Genomic DNA, 20,792 nt, shown 5'->3' with positions numbered 1-20,792 from the left:
ACAAAGCGCGCCGGGCTTAAGCCCTTCGCCGTGTGTCTGTCTGTTGCAAGCCCTCAAGCCTGCGGGAACTTCCCATATCTCGCGCCGTTGATGGGCCATCACAGACATTGCCGTAGGGCGAGGAGATACAGATGGCTGAAGGCGCCAATCGTGGTGGGAACAGTGGGCTGGCGTTCATCGTTGGCGCGCTCGTCGTCGTCGTGGCCGTGCTCGCCTTTTTCATGATGTCCGGCGGGTTCACGCAGGAGAAGAAGGTCGACGTCGATATCTCGGCGTCTGCGCCGAAGCTGCCGGATGCGCCCAAGCCGGCGGGCGGCTAGTTCCGGCGGCGCCGCGCTCAATCGATGACGGGCGAGGCCGCTGGCGTCAGCGGGTTTTGAGCGACGTGCTCGAGCGCGAAGACCCTGCACGCCGACGCCAGCGGCCGCTCGCCCCGTTCCCGGTCGACGCTCTGGATCAAGGCCGCGAGGCTGTGGCCCCCTGCAACAGCTGCGGCTTCGAGGACCGCCCAGAACTCTGGCTCTAGAGCCAGAGAGGTGGCGTGGCCGACAAGGTTCACCGAGCGTTTGCGAAGGCCTGGCATGGGACGGTCTCCTGAGCGCTGGACATCGCGCACTTGGGTGTGAGGCGCAAGCGGCTGGCGTCCGACGCACGGATGGCCGACAAAGCGGTCTCTAGGCTCGGGGAGGGCGGACAGAGACTCATGGGCGAGGCGATTCAGTCGATCGTTATCCTTGGCGGCGGCTCCGCGGGCTGGATGGCCGCCGCGCTGCTCAACGCCGCCTTGGGCAAGCGATGCGCTGTCACGGTGGTCGAGTCCGCCGAGATCGGCGTGGTCGGGGTGGGCGAGGCGACCATTCCTGCGATCCGACAGTTCAACGCCATGGTTGGGCTCAAGGAGCCGGCTTTCATGCGCGCGACGCGCGCCACGCTGAAGCTGGGCATCGAGTTTGTCGATTGGGGTTGTTCGGGCGAGCGCTACCTGCATCCGTTCGGTGTTCTGGGCGGCCAGCCGACGCTCGGCGTATTCCCGCAGCATTTTCTGCGGTTGATGGCCGCCGATCCCGACGCGAGCCTGGAAGACTATTCGGTCTGCGCCCTGGCCGCCCGGCAAGGCCGGGCCGGGCCAACCGCCACTGACCCCGCGACGCCGCTGTCACAGCTGATGTCGGCCTATCATTTTGATGCGGTGCTCTATGGCCGCTTTCTCCGGCGATTGGCCGAGGGGCGCGGCGTTCGGCGGATCGAAGGCGAGGTCGTTGCTGTCGATCAGCGGCCCGAGGATGGCTTTGTCGAGTGCTTGCGTTTGAAGGACGGGCGCCAGGTCGAGGGTGAGCTTTTCATCGACTGTTCGGGGTTTCGGGGACTCCTGATCGAGGGCGCCCTGGCGGCCGGCTATGACGACTGGAGTCGCTGGTTGCCGGTCGATCGCGCCATCGCCGCCCCCTGCGCCAAGGTCGGACCCGCCGTTCCCTACACGCAGTCGATCGCCCAAGAGGCCGGTTGGCGCTGGCGGATCCCGCTGCAACACCGCACCGGCAACGGCTATGTCTATTCCAGCGCCTTCACCGACGATGATCGCGCCGAGACGGTTTTGCGTGACGGCTTGGACGGCGACCTGGAGGCCGAACCGCGCAAGCTGCGGTTCGTGACGGGTCGGCGTCGGGCCGCCTGGAAAGCCAATGTCGTCGCCCTGGGTCTGGCCAGCGGGTTCATCGAGCCGCTGGAGTCGACGAGCCTGCATATGGTTCATTCCGGTCTGCAGGCCCTGCTGAAGTTCTTCCCGGACCGATCGTTCAGTCCGGTTCTGCGGGCGGGCTACAACGCTGCGGTCAAGGCCGAGGGCGAGCTGATCCGCGACTTCATCATTCTGCACTATCACGCGACGCGGCGGGTCGGAGACCCGTTCTGGGACTATGTCCGCACCATGCCGATCCCCGACAGCCTGTCCGAGCGTGTGGCCCTCTACGCCGAGCGCGGCGTCTTGGTCAGCGGCAGTGATGAGCTGTTTTCGACCTCGTCCTGGCTTGCGGTGATGCACGGGCAGGGAATTCGGCCGCGGCGAGCCAGTCCGCTGTACGACGGTGTGAACACCGCCGCCTTGGCCGCAGAGTACGCCGCGACAGCCCGGCGGCTTCGCAGACTGGTCGAAGGCTTGCCGCCCCACGAAGTCTACCTTCAGGACACAGGCGCTTGGGCGGAGCCGGACGCCTAAGGGCTCAGTCTTCGCGCTTGGCGCCGTCGAGATCGCGGCGAAGCTTGTCGGCGCGTGCGGCGTCGAGCGTCTTTTCCGCCTTGGTGCGGCCAAAGCGGGCGCGGTTTTCGGCGGCGCGCGCCTTATCGTCGGCCTTGGTCTTGGCCTTCCGGGCCTGGTTCAGATTGACGATTTCGGCCATCGATCTCAGGGCTTCTTCTTGTTGGCGGGGCGGATCACGACTGTCTCTTGGAGCCGAAGCGCCTGGTCCTTCCTAAGGATCAGGGGCGCACGGCCGGGGAACACGCAGTTCTGCATCGAGCGCTCATTGTACAGCATCCAGCGCGTCACCGCCTCTCCATTGGCCTTGCAGGCAAGTCCGACTGTCCAGGCCGGAGAATTCGAGCCGCCCGCCCAGGCGAAGCCCATCGATGGCCCTGCCTTGAGCGCGGCTCCATTGGGAGTGAGCGTCTTTCCAGACGAGGCGAAGGCTAGGTGCTCGGGGTCTACCAAGCGGATCGAGAAGCCGCCAAAACCTCTGTCATCCTCGCTGCCGCCCAGGCCAAGCGCGTCGACGCGGGCGGTGATTGTGGTTTCGAACTCCACACGCCGCACGCCGCCCTTAAGCGGCCTGATGATCACCTGGGTGACCTCGCGGGCGATGTAGGCCAACTCCGGCCCCGAATTGACGATCCAGTCGACCTCCACCGTCAGGGTCCCGCCGCCCTCCGCGTCGCCCAAAAAGCGCTTCTCGCGAACAAAGTACGACAGGTTTTTCATATACCAGCCGTCGGCGACCGACTTGCCGTCCACCTGCACCTTCATCCAGGCCCACCAGAGACCCCGGTGGTGCGGGTGATCTCCAGGCTTGTCCTCGGTAAGCGCCGTTCCGTCCGGCGCGTAGAGCGGGCTGACATAGTTTGCGCGGCCCGGCTCGTTCCCCGCATCCAGCGGCTTGGTGCGATAGACCAGCACTGTCTTGCCGGCCTCGGTCAGGGTCACCGCATCGTCTGCGAAGACCGCCTCGACCCGTTTGCCGATCGCCGGATCAGCGAGAGCGGACCCGGACGCCGCCAGCATGGCGGCGACGAGGAGCGTAAGGAGGCGCATGCAGATCTCCCGGGCATGACGTGAACGTATCAAGAACAATCTTGGCGTGCATAGCAAGCGGGAAGTTTCGCCGGTTGTGCGCGCTGGCGCCACAGTCACTGCGGTCCAAGCCGCCTTGACCCCGGTCGCGAAGCCGTCGTCTATCCGCCTCGACCCACGGAAGGAGACGCGATGTACACGCTCTACGGTTCGCCGAGCACGGCCGGTACGGCTATCCACTGGCTTCTCCTGGAACTGGACGTGCCGTTTGAGATCCGACTCCTGGATTTCGACAACGGTGAGCACAAGACGGCCGACTACTTGGCGATCAATCCCGACGGCGTGGTGCCCACCCTGATCGTGGACGGCGCGCCCGTCACCCAGATGGCGGCGATCGCCACATTGCTGGCCGAACGCCACCCTGAAGCCGGCTTTGCGCCGCCCGTGGGCTCACCCGAACGGGCGGCCTATCTCAGCTGGAGCTTCTGGCTGGCCAACAGCTTTCAACCCCACTTCAGAGCCTGGTTTTATCCGCATGAGCCCGCCGGCGGCGAGGCGCAGGCGGCGGTGCAGGCCGCGGCGCGCGCCAAGATCGAAGAGGGTTTGGCGCGGCTGGACGCCCGCCTCGCCGATCGGGACGTCGTGGTTGGGGACACCTTCACGACGGTGGACCTGCTGACGACGATCCTTTGCCGCTGGACGCGCAACATGCCCAAGCCGGCGACCGAGTGGTCGAACCTGAAACGCTATCTGGATCGCGTGCGCCAGCGACCAGCGTTGATCGAGGTCCACGCTCGCGAGGGTCTGACGGACTGGATCAGGGGATAGATCTTGAAAATCCTCCTCCCAGCGGGGGAGGAGGCCGAAGGCCGGAGGGGGAAGCGCGAGCTATCGTGCCTGTTCCCCCTCCGTCGTCTCTTCGAGCCGACACCTCCCCGTTAGGGTGAGGATTTGAGGACTACTTCACCGCCGCGCAGAAGCGCTGAATGCGCGAGCAGGCGTCTTCCAGCACGTCGCTGCTGGTGGCGTAGCTGATGCGGAAGAACGGCGACAGGCCGAACGCCGCGCCGTGCACGACGGCTACGCCCTCAGACTCCAGCAGTTCGGTCGCGAAGTCTTCGTCGCTCGCGATGACCTTGCCCGAAGGCGCGGTCTTGCCGATCAGGCCGGCGCACGAGGGATAGACGTAGAACGCGCCTTCCGGGGTCGGGCAGTGCAGGCCGGTGGCCTGGTTCAGCATCGACACGACGAGGTCGCGGCGTTCCTGGAACAGCTTGGCGTTCGGCTTGATGAAGTCCTGCGTGCCGTTCAGCGCCTCGAGCGCGGCCCACTGCGAGATCGAGCAGGGGTTCGAGGTCGTCTGGCTGATCATCTTGCCCATGGCCTTGATCAGCGGCTCGGGACCGCCGGCGTAGCCGATGCGCCAGCCGGTCATCGAATAGCCCTTCGAGACGCCATTCATCGTCAGGGTGCGGTCATAGAGCTTGGGCTCGACCTGGGCGATGGTGGTGAACTCGAAGTCGTCGAACACCAGGTGTTCGTACATGTCGTCGGTCAGCACCCAGACCTGCGGGTGGCGCAGCAGCACGTCCGCGATCGCCTGCAGCTCGGCGCGGGTGTAGGCGCCGCCCGACGGGTTCGACGGGCTGTTGATGATCAGCCACTTGGTCTTGGACGTGATCGCCGCTTCCAGAGCCGCCGGGGTGATCTTGAAGCCGCTCTCGGCGGTGGTCTCCACCGAGACGGGCGTCCCGCCGGCCAGCAGGGTCATGTCGGGGTACGACACCCAGTACGGCGCGGGGATGATCACCTCGTCGCCCGGGTTCAGGGTGGCGACCAGGGCGTTGTAGATCACCGGCTTGCCGCCCGGGGCGACGTGGATCTGGCTCGGCTTGTACTCGAGACCGTTCTCACGCTTGAACTTGGCGCAGATGGCCGCCTTCAGCTCGGGCATGCCGTCGGGGTCGGTGTACTTGGTCTTGCCGGCCTTGATGGCCTCGATGGCGGCGTTCTTGATATTGTCCGGCGTGTCGAAGTCGGGCTCGCCCGCAGAAAGGGCGATCACGTCACGACCGGCGGCTTTCAGCGCGCGCGCCTTGGCGCTGATTGCGATGGTGGCCGACGGTGCGATGCGCCGCAGGGCGGCGGACTCGAGCGACATCTTGCAGGACTCCCCTGTGTTGCCTGGTCCGAACAACAGGACCGTTTTCAGGATTGCGGCGGTGTTTACGCCCCCGTTCGCCAGGGTGCAACGCGACACGGTCGTGGTTTGAGACATTTTGGCGAACTTCGCGTCTGAGGGTTCTTGCGCCCGAACGCCCTCGGAGATACCGCTACCATTTGTAGGATCGATCCCGGGAAACGCGGACGATCCTCGGGGGAAACGCACGGCCGTAGGACGGCCACGCAGGGGGAACACCGCCTATGAAATGGAAGCTTCTGTACATCGCGCTGGCCGCCTTGGCGCTGGCGATCGGCGCCGCCTCGCCGGGTCTGGCGCGGCAGTCCAGCGATGGCGACATCATGCAAAAGGCGATCAACCAGCCTTCGGCGACTTGGGGCGTCTATGGCGCTGGCCAGAAGAGCGCGGCGGTAAAGGACAAGACCGTCCAGGGCGGTGGGGCGACCAAGGTCGAGGTGCAAAGCGCCAGCGCCAACCCCTGGGACGTTGGGGCGTCGCAGCCCCTGACCGGCAAGATCACCAAGGGCGACGTGCTGCTGGTGGCGTTCTGGGCCAAGGCCGAGCCTGTCGACGGTGGTCCGGCCAGCGCCGACATTCCCGCCGTCCGCATCCAGCAGTCCTCGGCGCCTTATGACGCGGCGCTGCAGGGCGGGATCAAGGTCGGCGGCGAGTGGAAGATGTACACCGTGCCCGGCCGCGCCATGATCGATATTCCAGCGGGCGCCGGTGCTGTCGGCCTGCATCTGGGCTCGGCCAAGCAGACGGTGCTGCTGGGCGCGCTGTTCGTGCTGAACTTTGGACCCGACTACGACCTGCGCAAGCTGGCGGGCGGTTAGGCCCGCGCCCTGACAATCTCGACGAAGCTCGCCAGGTGGCGCGTGATCGCCTGGCGAGTGCGCTCGTCCGTCAGTACGCCATTTTCGATCTTGGTATGGGCCTGGCCGACCAGGATCTCCGACAGCGGAGCCAGGTCGCAGCCGGCGCGACGCAGGTTGAGGCGAAGGGCGTCCTGCGCGCGGACCGTCCCGGTGATCCCGGGGCTGGCCCCCATCGCACAGGCGATCTTGCCGTCCAGGGGCGCAGGCTTGCCGCGCGAGGCCCAGTCGATCGCGTTCTTCAACGACGCGGTCAGGCCGCCATTGTACTCCGGGCAGGCGATCAGCAGGGCCGGGGCCGCACGGACCGCATCCTTCCAGGCGACGACGGGCGGCGGGTCGCCCTCCGCCTCCACATCCTCGTTGAAGAAGGGGAGGTCGTGCAGGCGGAAGATCTCGATCTCCACGCCCGTGGGCGCGAGTTCGCCGGCCGCGCGCAGCAGCGCGGTGTTGTAGGAGGCGGCGCGCAAGCTGCCCGAGACGGCCAGAATCTTCATGGGCGCAGGCTAGCCCGCCCGGACCTGGATGTCCCCTTGACCCAGCAGCATTGGCGCCAGCAGACCCCAGAGACGCGAGATTTCCTCGGCGGCGGGCGATCCCGGATCCCACTCGCAGACCGAACGGCCATGGGCGATCGACTGCTGGAAGGCGGTGCGGGCGCGCAGACCGACCGCGGCGAGGGGCATCCCCGTGAAGCGCAACGCCTCGGCGGCCTTCAGCACGGCCGGCGGCTCCACGCCGTTGCGACGCGGCGGCGCCTGGCTCAGGACGATCAAGCCCTTCTTACCCAGACGGCGGACCGCTTCGGCCGAGCGGACGACCGAGGCGATGTCCAGGAAGGTCGGGCGGCAGACCAGCACGCAGAGGTCGGCGCAGTTGATCGCCTGCAAGACGTCAGATTCCGGCGAGGCGGGCGTGTCGATGACCAGGGCGTCGAAGTCGGTGTTCTGAGCCTGAACCTGGGTCGAGAACAGCTTTCCCGCATTGATCTCGGCAAGCGTCGGACCTTCGCCGACGCGGGCTCTGATGGCGTCCGACGCGGAGCGTTGCGGATCGATGTCGGCCAGCATGACGCGAAGACCGGTCAGATGCGCCGTGATCGCCAGATTGACCGAGAGCGTCGTCTTGCCCGCGCCGCCCTTGCGGGAAATGACAGCCAGGGTTTTCACGTCCGCGACTCCTTAACAGGCCAAGGTTTGCGGGCCTTGCAGCCTGTGGATAAGTAACGCTGTCATGTGAAGGGCGCGCAACACAAATGTCGCCACGGGCGAATAAGGGCGTCCCCGGATCGCGGTTTGGAGGTATCGGCCCGAAAAACGCCCGTTTCGTTTGCAGCTGTCCGCCTTGCGCCGCTTGACCCCCGAAGGCGCTTGGGCGAGGAGGGCCCGTGATCCGCCGCTTCATCGACTTCGTGACCAATATGGACGCCCGCGCCTGGCGCATGGTGGCGGTGTCGTTCGTCTTGTTCGGCGGGGTTGGCCTAGTCTTCCTGTTTGGCGCGCAACTGCTAGGCGTCAACGGCGAAGCGGCGGTCGAGCACTGGCTGGTGGCGGCCAGCGGACCTTGGGCGCTGCCTGTCGCCATCGCTGTCTTCGCGGTCATGGCCTTTCTGGGCGTGCCGCAGTTCGTGCTGATCGCTGCGGCGGTCGTGGCCTTCGGGCCCTGGACGGGTTTCGCCTACAGCTGGGTCGGCACCCTGGTCTCGTCGCTGGTCGGCTTCTGGCTGGGCCGCGCGTATGGCGCGCGGATCCTGCGTGACTTCGCAGGCGAGAGCGTCAACAAGTTCATGCGGATGATCGGCAAGAACGGCTTCATGGCCAGCCTGATAGTGCGGTTGGTGCCCAGCGCGCCGTTCATCGTCGTCAACATGGCGGCCGGCGTGACGCCGATGCGGCTGCGCGACTTCGCCGCCGGCACGGCCATCGGCATCGTTCCAAAGATCGCCCTGACCGCCTTCGCTGGAAACTCGATCGTTCAGGCCATGCGCGGCGGGGGCAAGCAGCATATCGCGATGATCGCCCTGGCGATCGTGATCTGGCTGGCCATGGGTCTGCTCAGCCGCGCCTGGCTCAAGCGGCGTGAGGCGGGGGAAGCGGAAGGGGGCTGAGGCCCGCCGCCGCATAGGTCGCTTCTCGCCAGGCGCGCACGATCTCGCCGAACCAGCGGGTGCGGGTGTCGTCGTCCATGCCGTCGCTGGCTTCGATCCCGGCGGCCCAGGCCTCAATCACGAACGGCATAAAGGTTCGCGCCGCGTGGCGGCAGGTGGCGCGCGCGGTGTCTGAGGCGTCGGCGGGCGGGGCGACGAAGGGTTCGATCAGACGCGTCAGCAGGGCTTCGAGCGCTGCACGCCAGGCTGCGGCCTCGGGCGCGCCGCGTGCGTCGCGAAGCAACAACAACGCGAGTTTGGGATTGACGCGCGACATCGTGACCAGCCGGGCGATGCTCGAGCCATAGCCGCCCCACGGGCGACCGGCTTCGGCCTCGACGCGCGCTAGCATGTCGCCGAACAGCGCGTCGATCAGCGCCTGACGCGACGGATAGAGGCGATAGATCAGGATCTTCGCCACGCCCATCCGGTCGGCGACGTCCTGCATGGTCGCTGACTGCAGCCCCTTTTCGGCGAAGACCTCGACGGCGGCCTCCAGCACGGCGAGGCCGCGCGCGGCCTTGTCCACACGCGGCTTCGGCTGGCCGGGACGGCCTCTTGGCGTACCGGAGACGGGGGCTTTCGCGATCAAGCTCATCGATGCTATGTAGAATGAAACTATAAAGTTTCAAATAATGGGGAGTGAGATGCGCAAGGGGATGTTCGCGGCCACCGCGCTGGTGATGCTGATGGCGGCCGGCGCCGCCGAGGCTCGGGACCCGGCGTCGCCCGTCACAGTCGAGCGACAGAAAGCTTTCGCCCAGACCCTGCCGACGAACGACCGTCAGGACTTCGATTTCGCCGACAAGGGGTTCTTGGGGACGCGCTCAGACCCGGTGATCAAGCGCGCCGATGGGCAGGCGGCCTGGAATCTCGCCGCTTACGACTTCTTGAAGGCCGAACCGCCGGCGACCGTGAACCCGAGCCTGTGGCGTCACGCTCAGCTGCTGTCCAAGCACGGGCTCTACCAGGTGTCGGACCGGGTCTATCAGGTGCGCGGCTTTGACATCTCGAACATCACCTTCGTGCGCGGGGACACGGGCTGGATCGTCATCGATCCCCTGACCATGCAGGAGACGGCGCGCGCCGCGCTGGATCTGGTCAACGAGAAGCTGGGCAAGCTGCCCGTGACGGCGGTAGTCTACACCCATAGCCACAGCGACCACTTCGGCGGCGTCCGTGGCGTCGTCGACGAGGCCGACGTCAAGAGCGGCAAGGTTCCGATCGTCGCGCCCAAGGGCTTCATGGAGGAGGTCGCCGCCGAGAACATCGTGGCCGGCAACGCCATGAGCCGGCGCGCGCAGTACCAGTTCGGCGTCATGCTGCCGCCAGGCGTCGAGGGGCAGATCACCGCCGGCATCGGCCAGAACATCGCCCGTGGCTCGATCACCCTGATCCCGCCGACCGTCATCGTTGATCATACCGGTCAGGAACTGACGCTGGATGGCGTGAAGGTGCGGTTCCAGTACACGCCCTCGACCGAAGCCCCGGCCGAAATGAACCTCTATTTCCCCGAGCTGCGCATCCTGGACATGGCCGAGAACGCCAATGTCTCGATGCACAATATCCTGACCCCGCGCGGCGCCCTTGTCCGCGACAGCAAGGCCTGGGCCGACGGCCTGACCGAGGCGCTGCGCCTGTTCGGCGACGTCTCCGACATCATGATCACCAGTCATGGGTGGCCGCGGTTCGGCGGTCCGGTCGTCAAGGATTTCCTGGCCAGCCACCGCGACGCCTACAAGTATCTTCACGACCAGACGGTGCGCATGATGAACCAGGGCCTGACCGGCGACGAGATCGCCGCCAAGATCCAGCTGCCGCCCAGCTTGTCCAAGGACTGGTTCAATCGCGGCTACTATGGGTCGATGAGCTTCAACAGCCGGGCGGTCTATCAACGCTACATGGGCTGGTACGACGCTAATCCGGCGCATCTCATCCCGTCACCGCCCGCGGACGCGGGCAAGCGCTACGTGGTCGCGATGGGCGGGGCCGCCAAGGTCAAGGCGATGGCCACTGAGGCCGCCGCGAAGGGCGACTATGGCTGGGCGGCCACGCTTCTGAACCACGCGGTCATGGCCAACGACGGCGACAAAGAAGCCAAGCGCCTGCTGTCCAGCGTCTATGATCAGCTTGGCTATCAGACCGAGAATTCGCTCTGGCGGAACATGTATCTGACGGCGTCCGACGAGTTGCGGGGCGGCGTGCGCAAGTTGCCGCCTTCCATGGCTCCCTTGGACATGATCGCCGCGCTTGAGAGCCAGATGATCTTCGATGTGCTGGCGATCCGTCTCAACGCCGAAAAGGCGAAGGACGCGCGGCTGCGGATGGTGTTCGACTTCCCCGACCGTAAGGAGCGGTTCCTGGTCGAGGTCCGCAATGGGGTGCTGGTCGCACAGCCTTCGACGGGCGGGGAGGGGGCGGATGCGACGCTGACGGTCGACCGGCCCGTTTTTCTGGCCTCCCTGTTCGGCGGCGCGTCGCTGCTGCCCAAGATCTTGAAGGGCGAGGTGAAGCTGGAGGGTGATCGGGCGGCGATGGCGCGGCTTGCAGGATGGTTTGACACCTTCCCGACCGACTTCCCGATCGTAACGCGCCCTCAATAGGCCAATACGGGGAAGGAACTTGCGCCGCTCGCGACTGATTGTTCGGGCGGCGCAAATTGCTTGCTCGATTCAGGGGCTCTGTGTAGAAAGTCAGGCATGACTGTCGCGCGCGACCTGCTTTCGCTTCGGCTTATCAGCCCCTGGGCGCTCTAGGGGCCGCGCATCGTCGTGGCCGGGCGCACAGGGGATGATTGAACCCGCAGCCCGCACGCAGACACACCCCTTTCGACGAGTACTCCTATGACCACCGCACCCGCTGGCGCTATCAGCAAGCGCGACAACGTCGTCGTATTTGACACCACCATGCGCGACGGCGAGCAGTCGCCCGGCGCCTCCATGTCGCTGGAAGAAAAGCTGGAACTGGCCAAGATCCTCGAGGAGATGGGGGTCGACGTCATCGAGGCCGGCTTCCCGATCGCCTCGAACGGCGACTTCGAAGCCGTCCGCCAGATCGCCGAACTGATCACCGAAAGCACCGTCTGCGGCCTGGCCCGCGCCGCCGCCGGCGACATTGATCGCTGCGCCGAGGCCGTTCGCCGCGCCAAGCGCGGCCGCATCCACACCTTCATCTCCACCAGCCCTGTGCACATGAAGTACAAGCTGCAGATGGAGCCGGACGCGGTGCTGGAGGCGATCACCCGCTCGGTCAGCCACGCCCGCAACCTGGTGGGCGACGTCGAGTGGTCGGCCGAGGACGCCACCCGCACCGAGCGCGACTTCCTGAAGCGCTGCGTCGAGGCCGCCATTAAGGCTGGCGCCACCACGATCAACCTGCCCGACACGGTCGGCTATTCGTACCCCTCGGAATACGGCGAGCTGTTCCGCGACGTGATCACCAGCGTTCCGGGCGCCGACAAGGCGATCTTCTCGGCCCACTGCCACAACGACCTGGGTCTGGCGGTCGCCAACTCGATCGCCGCCATCGAAGGCGGCGCGCGCCAAGTCGAGGTCGCGATCAACGGCATTGGCGAACGCGCCGGCAACGCCGCGCTGGAAGAGATCGTCATGGCTCTGCGCGTGCGGGGCGACCACTTGCCTTACGGCACCAACGTCGATCCGGTGCACATCACCCGCGCCAGCCGCTACGTCTCGGCCATCACCGGCTTCCCGGTGCAGTTCAACAAGGCGATCGTCGGCAAGAACGCCTTCGCGCACGAGAGCGGCATCCACCAGGACGGCATGCTCAAGAACGCCGAGACCTACGAGATCATGAAGCCTGAGGACGTGGGGCAGGGCGCCACGAACCTGGTCATGGGCAAGCACTCGGGCCGCCACGCCTTCCGCGAGAAGCTGAAGGCCCTGGGCTATGAGCTGGGCCAGAACGCGCTGAACGACGCCTTCGGCCGCTTCAAGGAACTGGCCGACAAGAAGAAGCACGTCTTTGACGACGACATCGTCGCCCTGGTCGACGACGCCCTGGCCCGCGGCTCGGAAAAGATCCGCGTTTCGCGCCTGCGCGTCGTGGCCGGCACTGACGGCCAGTCGGCCGAACTGACCCTGGACATCGACGGCGTCCCCAGCACCGCCGAGGCGACCGGCGACGGCCCGGTCGACGCGGTGTTCAACGCCATCCACAAGATCGTGCCGCACAGCGCCGCCCTGCGCCTCTTCCAGGTGCACGCCGTGACCGAGGGCACTGACGCCCAGGCCCAGGTCTCGGTGCGTCTGGAGGAGGACGGCCGCATCGCCACCGGCGCGGCCGCCGACACTGATACGCTGACGGCTTCGGCCAAGGCCTATGTCAACGCGCTGAACAACCTCTTCGCCCGCAAGGAAAAGAGCCGGCCCGAGGCGGCGATCGCCAGCGGGTTCTAACCCCAAGCGCTATTGCGACGGACAGGTTGATCCTGTCCGTCAATCTTGCCGGCCCGCCATGGCCGTGCGAACGCACGCGCGTTTTGAAGCGGCTCTTCGCGTATCGCGGAGAGGGGGGGGCGTTTGATCTGGATCCCGATCACCATCGGCGCGGCCGCCCTTCAGGTGGCGCGCAACGCGGCCCAGCGTTCGATCATGGGCGACGCCGGCCCCTGGGGCGCGACCCTGGTGCGGTTTCTGTTCGGACTGCCCTTCGCGACGGTGTTTGCAGCGACCGCTTGGCTGATGACTCCCGGAGCGACGGCGCATCCCACGGCGCACTTCTGGCTGGCCTGCGCAGCGGGGGCGGGGCTGCAGATCGCCGCGACGGCGGCCCTGCTGACCGCCATGCAGCGGTCGACCTTCGCGCTGGGCACCGCGATGCAGCAGAGCGGCCTTCCGTTCGCGCTGGTCTGGGGCGTTCTGTTCTTTGGCGATCATGTCGGCCCGGTGACCTGGGCCGGTGGCCTGATCGCCTCACTCGGCCTTGCGATCCTGACCTGGCCGCGCGGCGAGGTCACGCTCCGCAGGGGCGCGGTTCTTGCGGGGCTGGGATCGGGCGCGATCTTCGCGCTGAGCGCCAATTGCTTCCGGCAAGCCAGCCTAGCGTTCGAGCCGGCCCATCCGGCCGCCTCGGCCTTCGTCACGGTGATGGTGGTTCAGGCCATCCAGACGGCGGCGCTGACGAGCTACCTCGCCTGGCGTGATCGCGGAGCGCTCAGGGCCGTCATCGCCGCCTGGCGTCAGTCTCTGGGCGCGGGCTTCTGCGGGGCGGCGGCCTCGGGCCTCTGGTTCACCGCCATGGCGCTGTCGCCCGTGGGGCCGGTGAGGGCGGTCGGCGTGGTCGAGATGCCGATCGCGGCCATCGCGGGCAGACGTCTGTTCAAGGAGCGCCTGACGGCCTTGCAGATCGTCGCCGGGGCCATAACGGCGGTCGGCGTTGTCATGGCGGCGCTCGGCTAGATTTCGCCACTTTCGGATGCTTGACCGGCTTGGTTGTAAAAGCCTTCAAAAGCCCCGCGAATAGACCTTGAAATCAACGCTTTCGCAGGGCAAACGGGCGACGTCAGCGCGTTTCTCGTCGCTCGGACGACGGCGCGGCCAGGGGGCGGCGCTCCCGTCGGGCGGCTGGACGCGCGGACCGGATCGAAATCCGCCAAATGCGGGAATCATGTTGTCCTCGCATTGAATTGAAGTAGGAGCCTTTTCTTCTCCGCCGACGCCGTCTTCGAGACGGAATTGGCCCTTCTTCAACGATCTGCCCTTCGATCCGACCGCTCGTTACGCCCCTCCTACCCCTCAGTCAGGGCTTTCAATGTTTTCTTCCCTCTTCGGCGTGATCTCGAACGACATCGCCATCGACCTCGGAACCGCCAACACCCTCATCTACATGAAGGGCAAGGGGATCGTTCTGAACGAGCCGTCGGTGGTGGCGCTTCGGAATGTTGGTGGTCGCAAGATCGTCCATGCCGTGGGTATCGAGGCCAAGCAGATGCTGGGCCGTACGCCGGGCCACATGGAAGCCATCCGCCCGATGCGCGATGGCGTGATCGCCGACTTCGAAGTCGCCGAAGAGATGATCAAGTACTTCATCCGCAAGGTTCACAACCGCAAGGGCTTCGTGAACCCGAAGGTGATCGTGTGCGTGCCGTCGGGCGCCACCGCCGTGGAACGTCGCGCCATCAACGACAGCTGCCTGAACGCCTCGGCCCGCCGCGTCGGCCTGATCGACGAGCCTATGGCCGCCGCGATCGGCGCCGGCCTGCCGATCCACGAGCCGACCGGCTCGATGGTGGTCGACATCGGCGGCGGCACCACCGAGGTGGCCGTGCTGTCGCTGTCGGGCATCGTCTATTCGCGTTCGGTCCGCGTCGGCGGCGACAAGATGGACGAGGCGATCATCAGCTACATGCGTCGCCACCATAACCTACTGATCGGCGAAACGACCGCCGAGCGCATCAAGAAGGAGATCGGCACCGCCCGCGCGCCGGCTGACGGCGAGGGGCTGTCGATCGACGTCAAGGGCCGCGACCTGATGCAGGGCGTGCCGCGCGAAGTCCGCATCAGCGAAAAGCAGGCCGCCGACGCCTTGGCCGAACCGGTCGGGCAGATCGTCGAGGCCGTGAAGGTGGCCCTGGAAGCCACCCCGCCGGAACTGGCCTCGGACATCGCCGACAAGGGCATCATGCTGACCGGCGGCGGCGCGCTGCTGCGCGGCCTGGACGCCGAAATTCGCGACCATACCGGCCTGCCGGTTACGGTCGCCGACGATCCGCTCTCGTGCGTGGCCTTGGGCTGCGGCAAGGTGCTGGAGCATCCCAAGTGGATGAAGGGCGTCCTGGAATCCACGCTGGCCTAAGCCGGCATTCCTTCTAGAAGCGCCGCGGGGGGCGTCGGGAGAAACTAAGTGCGCTTTCGTGAAGGTCCGCTGGGCGACCTGAAGGTGCCATTGACGTGGACGGCGGCGGTGGCCCTGATCGTGGCCGCCGTCATCGCTGTCGCCTTTCTCCTGGCGGACCGTCGCGAGACGCTTCAGGAACAGGCCTATGGCGTCACACGGCAGACCGTCGACACCGTAGCGCGGCCCGTCAGCGGCGCCATCGCCGCGCCCGGACGCTGGACGGGCCTGGGCCTCGACTATGTCCGCAGCTACTTTTTCACCGCCCACGAGAACCGGCGCCTGAAGACCGAACTGGCCGAGATGCGTCAGTGGCGCGATCGCGCCCTGGCGCTGCAGGACCAGAACGACCGCTTCAAGAGCCTGCTGGGCCTGCGCACTGACCCGCCTATCCCGATGGCCTCGGCCCGTGTGGTCAGCGACAGCCGTGGCCCATTCGCCAACACGCGTCTGGCCGACGCCGGATCTGAACGCGGCATCGTGGTCGGCAATCCCGTCCTCAACGAACGCGGCCTGGTCGGTCGCGTCGTTGGCGTGTCGGGCGGCGTCAGCCGCGTGTTGCTGCTGACGGATATCGCCTCGCGCACCCCCGTGATGATCGACCGCACCAATGCGCGCGCGATCCTGACGGGCGACGGCGGTCCCAATCCCAAGCTCGAGTATCTGCGGGGCGTCGATCCGATCCAGCAGGGCGACCGCGTCGTGACCTCGGGCGACGGCGGCGTGGTGCCGCGCGGCCTTCCCGTCGGCGCGGCCGTGAAGGGCCTGGATGGCCGCTGGCGCGTCGTGCTGTTCGCCGACCAGGCCTCGATCGACTATGTCCGGATCCTGCTCTTCAAGGACTTCGCCCAGTTGGCTGATGAAAAGCAGCTGCAGGCGCGCTCGCTGCCGCCGGTGACGACCGAGGATCCGCAGACCTCGATCCTGTCGGCCCCCAAGCCCGTCGCACCGTCGCCATCGCCTTCCGCCGCCGCCGCCCCCACGGCTCCGAAGCCCGCGACCCCCGGCGCCCGGACGCCGACCGCCGCCGCCCCGCCTCAGACGGGGGCGCCCCGATGAGCATGAGCGGCGCGCGACCTCTCAATCCGGCGCGCTGGCTGGGCGTGCCGATGTTGATGTGCATCGGCGCCACGATGGCGTTCGCCGCGCCGATCCGGATCTGGGGTCTGCAGTTGCCCGAACCGGTGTTCGCCATGGTGCCGGCCTTCGCCTGGGCGATGATCCGGCCATCCATTCTGGCGCCGTTCGCGCTGCTGGTGCTGGGCCTGTTTCTGGACATCTTCTGGGGCGGACCGACGGGTCTCTGGGGTCTGGCTTTGCTCGTCGCCTACGCGATGGTGCTGATCCTGCGCAACGCGATGACCGGCCAGAGCCGGCCGATGATGTGGGCCTGGTTCGCCGGCGTCACCGCGATCGCCATGGTCGCCGGCTGTCTGTTCACCATGCTCGACAGTTTGGCCATGCCCAGCCTGCTGGCGGTGTTCTGGCAGTTCCTGGTGACGGCGCTGCTGTTCCCGTTCGCTCACCGTCTGGTCGATCGCTTCGAGGACGCCGACGTGCGGTTCCGATGAGGCCATGAGCGAACCGTCCATCTTCTTCTTCGAGGTCAACGAGCGTCAGGGCGTGTTCCACCGGCGCGCGTTCCTGCTGGGCGGTCTTACCGGCGTGGGCTTGCTGGCGCTGGGAGGACGGCTCGCGCAACTGCAGTTGGTTGAAGCCCAGCGCTACCAGAAGCTCTCCGCTGGCAACCAGTTCAACTACCGCCTGGTGCCGCCGCCGCGGGGCCTGATCATGGACCGCAACGGCGTCTCGCTGGCGTCGAACCGGCCAAACTTCCGCTTGATGATCAACAAGGACAAGGGTCTGGACGCCGAAGGGGTGCTCGACGATCTGTCCAAGCTGGTGCCCATCGACGGAACACGCCGCGCGCGTATCCTCAAAGAGCTGGACCGCGCGCCGCGCAAGGCGCCGGTGGTGGTGATGGAGGACCTCTCCTGGGAGGAGTTCAGCCGCGTCAACATCCGGGCGCCGGAACTGCCCAACGTCACCGCCGACATGGGCGAAGTCCGCGTCTACCCGTTCGGCGGCGCCTTCGCCCACGTGATCGGTTACGTCGCCAAGGTGTCTGACCGCGACCTCAAGGCGGCCGAGGGCGACCCCAGCCAGGATCAGGACCTGCTGCACCATCCAGGCTTCCGGATCGGCAAGCAGGGCGTCGAGAAGGCGTTCGACAAGGAGCTGCGGGGACGCGCAGGCGCGACCAAGGCCGAAGTCGACTCCGTGGGACGCGTCGTGCGCCTCGACCCTGCGGGCGATATCCCGCCCGCGGCCGGCAAGGCCATCCGCCTGACGCTAGACGCCGACATCCAGAACCGCGCCCTCGAGGTGATGGGCGAGGAGAGCGGCGCCATCGTCGTGATGGACTGCCGTAACGGCGACCTTTTGTGCATGGCCTCGGCGCCGAGCTTCGACGCCAACCGTTTCGTGCGCGGCCTTTCCGGACCCGAGTACAAGGCCTTGGCCGAGTACGAGCGCAAGCCGTTGCTCGACAAGTCGATGACCGGCCTGTTCCCGCCGGGCTCGACCTTCAAGCCGACCGTGGGTCTGGCTGCGCTCGCCGCCGGCATTGATCCCGACATTCGGATCAATTGCCCCGGCAGCTGGTATTACGGCGGCCGCGTCTGGCGGTGCTGGGAGAAGGGGGGCCATGGCCCCCAGAACATGCACGACGCCATCAAGAACTCGTGCGACATCTACTTCTACCAGACGTCCCTGAAGATCGGTCCCGACGCCATCGCGCGCGCCGCGCGCGCTGTGGGCTTTGGTCAGACCTTCGACATCGGCATTCCCGGCCAGAAGAAGGGCATCGTCCCCGACCGCGAGTGGAAGAAGCGCGCCTTCAAGCGCAATCCCGCCAACCAGATTTGGTTTCCCGGCGAAACCCCCAGCTACGCGATCGGGCAGGGCGCCTTGACGGTCAATGCGCTGCAACTGGCCGTGATGACGGCCCGACTGGCCAACGCCAAGAAGGCGCTGGTTCCGCGCCTGATCAAGTCCATCGGCGACGTTGAGCGTCCCGCCGGCTCCGACGTGCCGGACCTGCCGTTTTCGCCCGAGCATCTGGCCTATGTCCGCGCCGGTATGGCCGCCGTGGCCAACGACGTGCGCGGCACCGCCTACCGCAACAGCCAGCTGGGGCTGGGCGACGTGCAGATGGCCGGCAAGACCGGCACGGCGCAGGTTCGCAGCTACGACAAGGGCGTGTCGCGCGACAGCAAGGACGTGCGCTGGCGCCTGAAGGACCACAACCTGTTCGTCGCCTTCGCGCCCTATGACGATCCGCGCTACGCTGTCTCCGTCATCATCGAGCACGGTGGTCTGGGCGGCGCCACGGCCGGCGCGCCGCGGGCTCGCGAGGTGATGCGCGTGGCGCTGCTGAAGGATCCCGAGATCCGCGCCCGCATCGAGCGTCCCGCGCCCTTGCCCGAAGCGGTCCCCGAAGCCGATATCGAAGGCGCCGCGCCGGACGATCCGGTCGAAGCGCCGCCGCCCGTCCCGGGCGCGCCCCCCACGGCTCCGCAGGGAGGCCAGATATGACCCTGAGCGGCGGCCTCAGCCGGCCCGGCGAACGCGACCGGCCGACCATCAAGTTCATGGAGATCGACTGGACCTTCTGTCTGGTCCTGTGCCTGATCGCCGGCGCCGGCGCGCTGATGCTGTTCTCCATCGCGGGCGCGTCCTGGGAGCCCTGGGCGGCCAAGCACCTGATCCGTTTCGGGCTCTACTTCATCATGATGGTCATACTGGCCATGTGCGACCTGCGTTGGTGGTTCATGGCCGCCTATCCGATCTACGGGGTGGGCCTTCTGCTGCTCATCGCCGTGGAGGTCGCCGGTGATGTTTCGCTCGGGGCGCAGCGCTGGCTGTCGATCGGCGGCTTCCGGTTCCAGCCTTCCGAGATCATGAAGATCGGCCTCGTCCTGGCTCTGGCGCGCTACTATCACGGCCTTTCCGCTGACAGCGCCCGTATGTCCTGGCGCCTGCTGATCCCCGCCACCATGATCGCCTTGCCGGTGCTGCTTGTCGCGCACCAGCCCGACCTGGGCACGGCCTCCCTGATCGCCGCCACCGGACTGTCGATCGTAGTGCTGGCGGGCCTTTCATGGCGCATCATCATCGCCGGGATCACGGCGGTGCTGATCGCGATCCCGCCTTTCGTGATGTTCGTGCTGCATGACTACCAGCGCCACCGGGTCATGACCTTCCTGAACCCAGAGGCCGATCCGTCGGGCAAGGGCTATCAGATCGTGCAGTCCAAGATCGCGCTGGGCTCGGGCGGCCTGCTGGGCAAGGGTTTTGGCCTGGGCTCGCAGAGTCAGCTGAACTTCCTGCCCGAGAAGCAGACTGACTTCATCTTCGCCACCCTGGCCGAGGAGTTCGGCTTTGTCGGCTGCTTCGCCGTGCTGTTCCTCTATGGCGCGGTGATCTTCATGGCCCTGCGGATCGCCTCGATCAGCCACAGTCACTTCGGGCGTCTGGCCGCCGGCGGAACGATCTCGACCTTCGCGGTCTATGTGCTGATCAACGGCGCGATGGTGATGGGCATGGCGCCGGTCGTGGGCGTGCCCATGCCGATGCTCTCTTACGGCGGCACCGTCATGCTGACGGTGATGATCGGCTTTGGCCTGATCCAGGCCGTCCGCGTGCACCGCTATACCGAAGTGACCAGCGGCAAGGGCTCGCTGGTCTGAAGACTGAGGATGAGGCGGCTCTTCAGCCCGCCTCGTCCAGATAGGCCTTCACTCGCGCGAACAGGTCCTCGAACATCGGCGTCGTCAGGCGGCCGGTGTTCGTGTTGAGTCGCGAGCAGTGGTAGCTGTTGAAGATCCGATACGGACCCGCCTGGAACTCAGAGCCGTGGCCGGGCACGCCGGCCGAGGCCTTCAGGCCCAGGGTCTTGAGCACATTGCGGCGCGAGACGTCGCCCAGGGTGACGATGACCTTCAGGTTCGGGAACATCTCCAGCCGCGCCTTCAGGAACGGTCGGCAGGCGTTCTCTTCGGAAGTCTCGGGCTTGTTGCCGGGCGGCGCGCAGCGAACGGCGTTGGTCACCGCCGCGTCGATCAGCTTCAGCGAGTCGTCGGGCCGCGCCTCGAACTGGCCGGTGGCGAAGCCGAACTTGATCAGGGTCTCGTAGAGCAGCGCGCCGGCGAAATCGCCGGTGAAAGGTCGTCCCGTCCGGTTGGCGCCCTTGCGGCCGGGGGCGAGGCCGACCACCAGAAGACGAGCGTTCCTGTCGCCGAACGATGGGGCGGGGCCGTTGAACCAGTCGGGATAGAGATCCTGGTTCTCGCGCCGATAGGCGACGAGGCGCGGGCACAGCGGGCAGTCGCGCGGCGGCTCGGCGGGGTTGGGGACGACTTCGCCGACGATGTTGGAGGGCTGGGACAT

The 20,792-nt window shown here is 66.7% G+C and carries 22 protein-coding genes; 14 read left to right on the top strand and 8 right to left on the bottom strand.

All coding sequences use genetic code 11. The features are described 5' to 3' along the window. The first annotated feature begins 131 nt into the window (after window positions 1–131). A complete protein-coding gene (locus ACT53N_RS02895) occupies window positions 132–320 on the top strand; it encodes a hypothetical protein (protein WP_476062460.1) in 189 nt (62 codons plus the stop codon). Window positions 321–337: 17 nt separating this feature from the next. Here ACT53N_RS02895 and ACT53N_RS02890 read toward each other — a convergent pair whose 3' ends face one another. Next, on the bottom strand, window positions 338–583 hold the full coding sequence (locus ACT53N_RS02890) for a ribbon-helix-helix domain-containing protein (RefSeq protein WP_476062459.1): 246 nt from the start codon (window positions 581–583) through the stop codon (window positions 338–340). Between the two features lie 120 nt (window positions 584–703). Between ACT53N_RS02890 and ACT53N_RS02885 the strand changes: the two genes are divergently transcribed. Beyond that, a complete protein-coding gene (locus tag ACT53N_RS02885) occupies window positions 704–2,215 on the top strand; it encodes a tryptophan halogenase family protein (RefSeq protein ID WP_476062458.1) in 1,512 nt (503 codons plus the stop codon). A 4-nt stretch (window positions 2,216–2,219) separates the two neighbouring features. On the opposite strand, the gene ACT53N_RS02880 is transcribed toward ACT53N_RS02885, so the two are convergent. Both ACT53N_RS02880 and ACT53N_RS02875 read right to left on the bottom strand, forming a co-directional pair. Further along, window positions 2,220–2,396 (bottom strand): DUF4169 family protein, encoded by a 177-nt coding sequence (locus ACT53N_RS02880; protein ID WP_476062457.1) that lies wholly within the window; start codon window positions 2,394–2,396, stop codon window positions 2,220–2,222. 5 nt (window positions 2,397–2,401) lie between these two features. Further along, complete coding sequence (locus ACT53N_RS02875) at window positions 2,402–3,304, bottom strand: DUF6807 family protein (protein ID WP_476062456.1); 903 nt, start codon at window positions 3,302–3,304, stop codon at window positions 2,402–2,404. A 171-nt stretch (window positions 3,305–3,475) separates the two neighbouring features. Here ACT53N_RS02875 and ACT53N_RS02870 point away from each other — a divergent pair, with 171 nt between their 5' ends. Beyond that, entirely contained in the window at window positions 3,476–4,111 is a 636-nt protein-coding gene (locus ACT53N_RS02870; protein ID WP_476062455.1) for a glutathione S-transferase family protein, read from the top strand. A 130-nt stretch (window positions 4,112–4,241) separates the two neighbouring features. Here ACT53N_RS02870 and ACT53N_RS02865 read toward each other — a convergent pair whose 3' ends face one another. Then, the gene (locus ACT53N_RS02865; protein ID WP_476062454.1) at window positions 4,242–5,444 is read right to left on the bottom strand and encodes a pyridoxal phosphate-dependent aminotransferase; all 1,203 of its coding nucleotides are present in this window, start codon (window positions 5,442–5,444) and stop codon (window positions 4,242–4,244) included. Window positions 5,445–5,707: 263 nt separating this feature from the next. On the opposite strand from ACT53N_RS02865, the gene ACT53N_RS02860 reads away from it, so the two are divergent. Next, a complete protein-coding gene (locus ACT53N_RS02860; RefSeq protein ID WP_476062453.1) occupies window positions 5,708–6,301 on the top strand; it encodes a carbohydrate binding domain-containing protein in 594 nt (197 codons plus the stop codon). Here the strand turns inward: ACT53N_RS02860 and ACT53N_RS02855 are convergent. Both ACT53N_RS02855 and ACT53N_RS02850 read right to left on the bottom strand, forming a co-directional pair. Next, window positions 6,298–6,837, bottom strand: a complete 540-nt coding sequence (locus tag ACT53N_RS02855; protein WP_476062452.1) for an NADPH-dependent FMN reductase — start codon at window positions 6,835–6,837, stop codon at window positions 6,298–6,300. The genes ACT53N_RS02860 and ACT53N_RS02855 overlap by 4 nt on opposite strands. Window positions 6,838–6,846: 9 nt before the next feature. Beyond that, the gene (locus tag ACT53N_RS02850) at window positions 6,847–7,509 is read right to left on the bottom strand and encodes an AAA family ATPase (RefSeq protein WP_476062451.1); all 663 of its coding nucleotides are present in this window, start codon (window positions 7,507–7,509) and stop codon (window positions 6,847–6,849) included. A gap of 218 nt (window positions 7,510–7,727) precedes the next feature. On the opposite strand from ACT53N_RS02850, the gene ACT53N_RS02845 reads away from it, so the two are divergent. Then, a complete protein-coding gene (locus ACT53N_RS02845; protein ID WP_476062450.1) occupies window positions 7,728–8,447 on the top strand; it encodes a TVP38/TMEM64 family protein in 720 nt (239 codons plus the stop codon). Here the strand turns inward: ACT53N_RS02845 and ACT53N_RS02840 are convergent. Continuing rightward, on the bottom strand, window positions 8,410–9,084 hold the full coding sequence (locus ACT53N_RS02840) for a TetR/AcrR family transcriptional regulator (RefSeq protein WP_476062449.1): 675 nt from the start codon (window positions 9,082–9,084) through the stop codon (window positions 8,410–8,412). The genes ACT53N_RS02845 and ACT53N_RS02840 overlap by 38 nt on opposite strands. 49 nt (window positions 9,085–9,133) lie before the next feature. On the opposite strand from ACT53N_RS02840, the gene ACT53N_RS02835 reads away from it, so the two are divergent. The 9 genes from ACT53N_RS02835 to rodA all read left to right on the top strand — a co-directional run bounded on the left by ACT53N_RS02835 (window position 9,134) and on the right by rodA (window position 20,092). After that, the gene (locus ACT53N_RS02835; RefSeq protein ID WP_476062448.1) at window positions 9,134–11,089 is read left to right on the top strand and encodes an alkyl/aryl-sulfatase; all 1,956 of its coding nucleotides are present in this window, start codon (window positions 9,134–9,136) and stop codon (window positions 11,087–11,089) included. Window positions 11,090–11,185: 96 nt separating this feature from the next. Continuing rightward, entirely contained in the window at window positions 11,186–11,242 is a 57-nt protein-coding gene (locus ACT53N_RS02830; protein WP_127847010.1) for a hypothetical protein, read from the top strand. An 87-nt stretch (window positions 11,243–11,329) separates the two neighbouring features. Continuing rightward, window positions 11,330–12,904, top strand: a complete 1,575-nt coding sequence (locus tag ACT53N_RS02825; RefSeq protein ID WP_476062447.1) for a 2-isopropylmalate synthase — start codon at window positions 11,330–11,332, stop codon at window positions 12,902–12,904. Window positions 12,905–13,027: 123 nt separating this feature from the next. Beyond that, the gene (locus tag ACT53N_RS02820; RefSeq protein WP_476062446.1) at window positions 13,028–13,906 is read left to right on the top strand and encodes a DMT family transporter; all 879 of its coding nucleotides are present in this window, start codon (window positions 13,028–13,030) and stop codon (window positions 13,904–13,906) included. A 352-nt stretch (window positions 13,907–14,258) separates the two neighbouring features. After that, window positions 14,259–15,302, top strand: coding sequence for a rod shape-determining protein (locus ACT53N_RS02815; RefSeq protein WP_004623009.1), 1,044 nt, complete (start codon window positions 14,259–14,261; stop codon window positions 15,300–15,302). 48 nt (window positions 15,303–15,350) lie between these two features. Then, window positions 15,351–16,400, top strand: coding sequence for a rod shape-determining protein MreC (gene mreC / locus ACT53N_RS02810; RefSeq protein WP_476062445.1), 1,050 nt, complete (start codon window positions 15,351–15,353; stop codon window positions 16,398–16,400). Beyond that, window positions 16,397–16,912, top strand: a complete 516-nt coding sequence (locus ACT53N_RS02805; protein ID WP_310216197.1) for a hypothetical protein — start codon at window positions 16,397–16,399, stop codon at window positions 16,910–16,912. Before mreC ends, ACT53N_RS02805 begins: the two co-directional genes overlap by 4 nt. Window positions 16,913–16,916: 4 nt before the next feature. Continuing rightward, window positions 16,917–18,938 (top strand): penicillin-binding protein 2, encoded by a 2,022-nt coding sequence (mrdA, locus tag ACT53N_RS02800; protein ID WP_476062444.1) that lies wholly within the window; start codon window positions 16,917–16,919, stop codon window positions 18,936–18,938. Beyond that, the gene (gene rodA / locus ACT53N_RS02795; protein WP_476062443.1) at window positions 18,935–20,092 is read left to right on the top strand and encodes a rod shape-determining protein RodA; all 1,158 of its coding nucleotides are present in this window, start codon (window positions 18,935–18,937) and stop codon (window positions 20,090–20,092) included. Before mrdA ends, rodA begins: the two co-directional genes overlap by 4 nt. 22 nt (window positions 20,093–20,114) lie before the next feature. On the opposite strand, the gene ACT53N_RS02790 is transcribed toward rodA, so the two are convergent. After that, window positions 20,115–20,792 carry a uracil-DNA glycosylase gene (locus ACT53N_RS02790; protein WP_476062442.1) on the bottom strand — a complete coding sequence of 226 codons (678 nt, stop codon included), beginning with the start codon at window positions 20,790–20,792 and terminating at the stop codon, window positions 20,115–20,117.

The sequence above is a fragment of the Caulobacter sp. DMC95 genome, assembly GCF_056313785.1.
This window is presented reverse-complemented; position numbering and strand designations above follow the sequence as displayed.

What these genes read in the sequence shown, in the direction of transcription:
- ACT53N_RS02840 (WP_476062449.1), bottom strand. Translation starts at nt 9,084, where the DNA reads ATGAGCTTGATCGCGAAAGCCCCCGTCTCCGGTACGCCAAGAGGCCGT.
- ACT53N_RS02815 (WP_004623009.1), top strand. Translation starts at nt 14,259, where the DNA reads ATGTTTTCTTCCCTCTTCGGCGTGATCTCGAACGACATCGCCATCGAC.
- ACT53N_RS02890 (WP_476062459.1), bottom strand. Translation starts at nt 583, where the DNA reads ATGCCAGGCCTTCGCAAACGCTCGGTGAACCTTGTCGGCCACGCCACC.
- ACT53N_RS02805 (WP_310216197.1), top strand. Translation starts at nt 16,397, where the DNA reads ATGAGCATGAGCGGCGCGCGACCTCTCAATCCGGCGCGCTGGCTGGGC.
- ACT53N_RS02880 (WP_476062457.1), bottom strand. Translation starts at nt 2,396, where the DNA reads ATGGCCGAAATCGTCAATCTGAACCAGGCCCGGAAGGCCAAGACCAAG.
- ACT53N_RS02790 (WP_476062442.1), bottom strand. Translation starts at nt 20,792, where the DNA reads ATGTCCCAGCCCTCCAACATCGTCGGCGAAGTCGTCCCCAACCCCGCC.
- mrdA (WP_476062444.1), top strand. Translation starts at nt 16,917, where the DNA reads ATGAGCGAACCGTCCATCTTCTTCTTCGAGGTCAACGAGCGTCAGGGC.
- rodA (WP_476062443.1), top strand. Translation starts at nt 18,935, where the DNA reads ATGACCCTGAGCGGCGGCCTCAGCCGGCCCGGCGAACGCGACCGGCCG.
- ACT53N_RS02865 (WP_476062454.1), bottom strand. Translation starts at nt 5,444, where the DNA reads ATGTCGCTCGAGTCCGCCGCCCTGCGGCGCATCGCACCGTCGGCCACC.
- ACT53N_RS02860 (WP_476062453.1), top strand. Translation starts at nt 5,708, where the DNA reads ATGAAATGGAAGCTTCTGTACATCGCGCTGGCCGCCTTGGCGCTGGCG.
- ACT53N_RS02870 (WP_476062455.1), top strand. Translation starts at nt 3,476, where the DNA reads ATGTACACGCTCTACGGTTCGCCGAGCACGGCCGGTACGGCTATCCAC.
- ACT53N_RS02855 (WP_476062452.1), bottom strand. Translation starts at nt 6,837, where the DNA reads ATGAAGATTCTGGCCGTCTCGGGCAGCTTGCGCGCCGCCTCCTACAAC.
- ACT53N_RS02885 (WP_476062458.1), top strand. Translation starts at nt 704, where the DNA reads ATGGGCGAGGCGATTCAGTCGATCGTTATCCTTGGCGGCGGCTCCGCG.
- ACT53N_RS02835 (WP_476062448.1), top strand. Translation starts at nt 9,134, where the DNA reads ATGCGCAAGGGGATGTTCGCGGCCACCGCGCTGGTGATGCTGATGGCG.
- ACT53N_RS02825 (WP_476062447.1), top strand. Translation starts at nt 11,330, where the DNA reads ATGACCACCGCACCCGCTGGCGCTATCAGCAAGCGCGACAACGTCGTC.
- ACT53N_RS02875 (WP_476062456.1), bottom strand. Translation starts at nt 3,304, where the DNA reads ATGCGCCTCCTTACGCTCCTCGTCGCCGCCATGCTGGCGGCGTCCGGG.
- ACT53N_RS02895 (WP_476062460.1), top strand. Translation starts at nt 132, where the DNA reads ATGGCTGAAGGCGCCAATCGTGGTGGGAACAGTGGGCTGGCGTTCATC.